Source organism: Achromobacter maghribensis (assembly GCF_057334215.1).
The window spans coordinates 48419-52771 of record NZ_JBHFII010000012.1 but is presented as its reverse complement, the minus strand read 5'-3'; the positions used below and the strand labels follow the sequence as shown (position 1 = coordinate 52771).

Below are 4353 nucleotides of genomic sequence, written 5' to 3'. Positions count from 1 at the left end.
CGCGCGTCTCAAGAACCAGCACCCGTCACCAAACACACACCATCAACCCGGCAACGCCTCCGGCACACCCAGGTCAGACGCCAGCTTCTTCAACCCATCCCAGATCCGGCTATCGAACTCCACCGAATCTGCGTTCACGGCGCGGTTGCGGGCTTCGTATTCGCCCGGATACTGCACCGCCTCGACGCCCGGTTGCGGCTTGCATGCATGCAGGTAGTCGATGAACGCGCCGACTTCCATCGTGCGCCAGTCGGTGTTGAAGTCCACTTGCGGGTCCAGCAGCAGCGCGAACATGTTGTTCGTGGCCACGCCGTTGCGGGGGTGTTCGGGCTGGATCGTGCCGCCGCCTGACAGGACGCCAGCCAGCAGTTCCGCCACCAATCCCAGCGCGTAGCCCTTGTGGCCGCCGAAGGGAAGCAGGGCGCCGGGCGGGTCCGAGAACAGCGCGTTCGGGTCCGTCGTGGGGTTGCCGTCGGCGTCAATGAGTGACCCCGGGGGCGCTTGTTCGCCCTTGGCCGCCAGCACGCGCGCCTTGTTCACGGCGATGGAGCTGGTGGCCATGTCCACGATGAACGGCGGGCGGCCGCCGGGCAGCGGACCGGCGAAGCACAGCGGGTTGGTGGTCAGGCACGCCTGGGCGCCGCCGAACGGCGCCACGGTGGGCGCGCGATTGATCACGTTGGTGAACGCCAGCAGGATCAGCCCCTTGGCCGCCACCATTTCACCGAAGTGGCCCATGCGCCCCAGGTGATGGCTGTGGCGCAGCGTCACGATGCACTGCCCATGTTCCTGGGTGCGCTCGATCGCTTTTTCGATGACGACCTTGCCGACGTACTGGCCCAGGCCGTGGTGGCCGTCATAGGCAAGCATGGCGCCGCGGTCGTTGACCAGTTCGGGCCGGCCGTCGGCCTGGGCCAGGCCTTCGGACAGCACGCGCCGGTAGTTGGTCAGGATCGACAGGCCGTGGCTGGTGTAGCCGACCCGGTCGGACTCGACCAGATGCTCGGCCACGTCGCGGGCGATGTCTTCGGGCACGCCTTGCGCCATCAGCACGCGGCGGCCGTATTCATTGGCTTGGGCCAGGGAGAGTTTCATGATGCGTTCTCCTTAAAGCCAGCCGAGCCAGCGCCAGTACGTCGCGCCCATGACCAGCATCAGCAGGTAACCCACGATGGTGACGATGATGCCGACTTTGGCGAACTGCTTGGCGTTGAAGGTTTCGGTGCCCAGGCAAACCATGTTCTGCGGCGCGTTGATCGGCAGGATGAAACCGTAGCTGACCACGAAGCCCAGCAGCATGGTCATGCCCAGGCGGCTGAAGTCGCCCGGCAGCGTGGCCAGCACCGAGATCAGGATGGGCAGCATGGCCGAGGTCAGCGCGGTGGCGCTGGCGAAACCCAGGTGGATGATGATCAGGAACGCGGCAAGGATGGCGAAGATCGCCAGCGGGCCCAGTTGATCCAGCCCGGTGTGCGCCACGACCTGGTTGCCCAGCCATTGGCCTGCTTGCGTCGTCAACAGGGCGGTGCCCAGGCTGATGCCCACGCCGAACACGATGACCGTGCCCCATGGGATGCGCGCTTGCACGTCTTTCCACGTCATCACGCCAAAGCGCGGCAGCATCAGCAGAACCAGGCCGAAGTAAGTGGTCGAGGTGGTGTCGAACTTGTGCAGCTTGCCTTCGGTCGACCAGAACAGCAGCAGCATGACCGACACGGCCATCAGGCGCTTTTGCGCGCCCGTCATGGGGCCCAGTTCAATCAGCGACTTTTCGACTGCTTCCTTGCCTCCGGCGATGCTGTCGCTTTCCGGCGGCAGCATCTTCAGCACGACGAAGATCAGCACGGCCGACATGATCAGCGACCAGGGGGCGCCGGCGATCAGCCAGTCCGACCACGCCACGCGTTCGCCCAGCATCTTTTCCATGAAGCCGACCGTCAGCAGGTTCTGCGCGGCGGCGGTCTGGATGCCAACGTTCCAGATGCTGGTGGCCTGCGCCACGATGATCATGATGCCGGCGGCGATGTTCGACCGCTTGTCCACGCCGAAGGCCGCGATGACGCCCATCATGATGGGCACCACGGCCGCGCTGCGCGCGGTGGCGCTGGGCACGACCAGGCTCAGCACGATCGTCACGGCGATACATCCGATCAGGATGCGGCGCGTGCTGGTGCCGACTTTCGACAAGGTGACCAGTGCGATGCGCCGGTCCAGCCCGGTGAAGGTCATGGCGGCGGCAATGAACAAGGCGCCGGTGACCAGCGCCAGCGCCGAATTCGAGAAACCGTTAAGCGCCATGCTGATGGCGGCGGACGTGCCGTACAGCACGTTCGGGTCTTTGATTGTCGGAGCCGTGCCCAACAGGAAAGCCATCAGCGTCGTGATCATGATCGCGCTGGCTTCGTAAGACACGGCTTCGGTAATCCAGACCACCACCGCAAACGCCAGGATCGCCAGCATGCGGTGACCCGCGACCGGCAGGTCGGCAGGCAGGGGCATCATCAGCACCCCGATCATCACCAGGATGCCGGCGACGAGTCCGATTGGAATTTTTGCTTTCTTGGGGGCTTGCGAGGCAGGGACAGCGGCTGGCGCAGTCATATCCATCTCCGGTTGAGGTCAAACTTCCGACACACTCCCCGCGAGCACGGGTTTGTTCAATTCGATGTGTCGGTGCTACAGGATGATCGTGACGGCATTGAGGAAAACCCGTATTGATGTGGGTCAAACCGAAGAAGATATGTACTTGTAGAAACCCACCTCGGGCATTATGCTCGTCCGCCCTTGGTCGTCGCAAGCTTGGAATGTTGCGTAGATGCACACCAATTGTGTCGAACGGGACCGAGGCGCGCTTAGAGGCCTTCCGGTAATTCGTTCGTGTTATGTCGCAAATGCGCCGAAAATCGAGCGCCGCAGGTGATTCAGCCCAGGGCCAGGCGCAGTTGTTCATCCAGGTGCAGCGTGGGCGCCACGCGCCAGCCGCTCTGCGCATAGCGCAGCCACCGGCCCAGCACCAGGTGCGTCAGCAGGCTGGCGTGCGCGGCGACGTTCGCGTCCGGCGGCAGGCCGCCGTCGGTGATGGCGATGCGCAGCGATTGCTTCAGCGAGGTCTCGATGCGGTCGTTGATATGGTTGATGCGTTCTTGCAGCCGGTTGTCTTCCGTGACCAGTGCGTCCCCGGTCAGCACGCGCGTCATGCCCTTGTTGCGTTCCGAGAAGGTCAGCAGCATCGAGACGGTCTTGTGCGCCTGGGGCACGCCGTAGGGTTCGGCGGTGGCAATCTGGTTCACCAGCGTGAAGATACTGGTTTCGATGAATTCGATCAGCCCTTCGAACATCTGCGCCTTGCTGGCGAAGTGCCGGTACAGCGCGGCTTCCGACACTTCAAGGCGCGCGGCCAGGGCGGCCGTGGTGATGCGGGACGCATGCGGCTGCTCCAGCATCTCGGCCAGTGTCTGCAGAATCTGGGTCTTGCGCTCGCCGGGTTTGCTCGCCATGGAAGGAACTGCTCTCGCGCAGGCTTGACGGTGAATGGGGGGAGGAGCGCGCCGCTATCCCCGCAGGGGACGTCGGCGTAACAACAAATCACTGACGGAGTTTACCCGCAAGTCGACGTAGGCCGGACGATGGGAGCGGCCACGGGAAAAGGGGGTGCCGGGGTGATAGACATGTACTGTCCGCACGCCAGCCTGGCGTGCGCCGCGCAGGTTGGCCAGCGTGTCTTCCACCAGGACGGCACGATGGGCGGGCACACCTTCGCGGGCCAGCACATAGCGCAGCAGCGCGGGCGACGGCTTGGGCCGGAATTCACCGTGCAGCCGCATGTGCTCGATGGCCCACAGGCTATCGAACTGGCGCAAGATGCCCAGCCGGGCCAACACCGCGCGTGCGTATCGCAGCGGCGCGTTGGTCAGCAGCACCTTGCGGCCCGGCAACTGCCGCAGCTTGTAAGCCAGCGCCTTTTCAGCGCGTACCAGCGAATTGACGTCGAAGTCGTGGCTGCGGTGCAGGAAGTCGTGCGGATTCACGCCGTGGTGGCGCACCATCCCGATCATCGTGGCGCCGTAGCGCTTCCAGTACAGCCGGCGCACGTCGTTGGCCGTGTCGATGTCGACGTTCAAGGCTTCGGCCACGGCCATCGTCATGCCGTGGTCGATCTTGGGAAAAATGGCGTGCGAGGTATCGTGGAGCGTATTGTCCAGATCGAACAGCCACAGGCGTTCGGAAACGCCCGTGGCCACGCGGCGCGAACGGCGCATGCGCACCGCCGGCCGCAGCAATTGTCGGCGTGCTTGCATCAAAAACGCCACCGGAGAAACGGGTCGCCCAGATCCGGGCCGCGCGGATCCGGCT

4 protein-coding genes are annotated in these 4353 nt (G+C 64.4%); all 4 read right to left on the bottom strand.

What is annotated here, in order from left to right; genetic code table 11:
- Window positions 1-42: 42 nt before the first annotated feature.
- Window positions 43-1095, bottom strand: a complete 1053-nt coding sequence (locus ACE039_RS05000; RefSeq protein ID WP_105555891.1) for an Ldh family oxidoreductase — start codon at window positions 1093-1095, stop codon at window positions 43-45.
- Window positions 1096-1107: 12 nt separating this feature from the next.
- On the bottom strand, window positions 1108-2601 hold the full coding sequence (locus tag ACE039_RS04995; RefSeq protein WP_105555892.1) for a DASS family sodium-coupled anion symporter: 1494 nt from the start codon (window positions 2599-2601) through the stop codon (window positions 1108-1110).
- Window positions 2602-2921: 320 nt separating this feature from the next.
- Window positions 2922-3497, bottom strand: coding sequence for a nucleoid occlusion factor SlmA (slmA, locus tag ACE039_RS04990; protein ID WP_105555893.1), 576 nt, complete (start codon window positions 3495-3497; stop codon window positions 2922-2924).
- A 54-nt stretch (window positions 3498-3551) separates the two neighbouring features.
- Window positions 3552-4298, bottom strand: coding sequence for a pyrimidine 5'-nucleotidase (locus ACE039_RS04985; protein ID WP_105555894.1), 747 nt, complete (start codon window positions 4296-4298; stop codon window positions 3552-3554).
- Between the last annotated feature and the right edge of the window lie 55 nt (window positions 4299-4353).